Genomic DNA, 1,094 nt, shown 5'->3' with positions numbered 1-1,094 from the left:
TAGTGAAAACCTTCATAAGTTGAACATCGCCTTTAGATTCCTTGAATTTTTTTATTATACTTTTCCAAGTTGAAAAAGGACTATACAATTCACTAATATGAAATCCTCTTACTGCTTTCGGATCAATTTCATCATTTCCCGCAATCCATTCTCCCTCTTTCATATTCTTTTTCCACTCATATTCACTTGAAACTTCAAGGCAATCTTGACATTTGTGTCCAATATTTTCAAAAACAATATTTTTCCATTCCAATCTTTGCATTGTTCCACATTTTGGACAAGGGATATAATATTCTTCCTGTGTACTGTTTTCATACTCCTGTTCTATTCTTGATTCCCCTCTTACTGTTGGCGTACTTGTTAAAACAATTTTTTTGTTCCAAAATGTTTTCGTTCTCTCAATTGCTAAATTTAACGGATCACCTTCACCCTTTACATCATTTGGAAATCTATCAATCTCATCTGCCAATAATATCCGTATTGGTCTACTCGCAAGTTCAGCTGCTGAATTACTTCCAGTTAAAATAATATATCCACCTGGAAAATCTTTTTGAGTTTTAGTATCTCTTGACGTTTCATTTTCAATTATTTTACTCTTTAATTGTGGTGTGCTAAGTATCATGTCATTTAATCTTGTTGTCGCAAAATCTTCTGCCATTTTTTGAGTCGGCATTAAAAACATTATAGGAGCAGGGTCATAATCTGCATGATGTCCAAAAGTATTCAATAAAAGTTCTGTTTTGGATAATTGAGCTCCATACATCATTATCACTTTTTCTGTTTGTTTATCAGATATTGCTTTCATCACTTCTCTTTGAAACGGTACTCTATCAGTATTCCACCTACCTGGTTCCGCAGAAGTTTTGGAACTTAATATTCTATAATTGTCTGCCCATTCATCAATTGTTAATTTTGGCGGTGGCTTTAATACCGAAATAATTTTTTTAAACAAATTATTTGCTTTTTTTAGGTCTGCCTCTCTTTTTCGGGTTGTCATTTTTCTCTTCCTTTAAATTTTTTTTAATTGATTTAGTGCTTAAATTCTCTTCATCCTCATCTTCATCCTGGGCCACAGCCTGAATATCGGGATTAAC

At 33.0% G+C, this 1,094-nt stretch carries 1 protein-coding gene; it reads right to left on the bottom strand.

Going from position 1 to position 1,094, the window contains the following annotated elements; all coding sequences use genetic code 11:
- A partial coding sequence (locus Q0370_RS00045) for a terminase gpA endonuclease subunit (protein ID WP_299570392.1) occupies positions 1 to 997 on the bottom strand: 997 nt, incomplete at its 3' end.
- Positions 998 to 1,094 lie beyond the last annotated feature (97 nt).

Source organism: uncultured Leptotrichia sp., from assembly GCF_938036635.1.
Taxonomy (GTDB): Bacteria; Fusobacteriota; Fusobacteriia; order Fusobacteriales; family Leptotrichiaceae; genus Leptotrichia; species Leptotrichia hongkongensis.
Note: the sequence above shows the minus strand (reverse complement) of the source record. Positions and strands in the feature narration are given on the sequence as shown.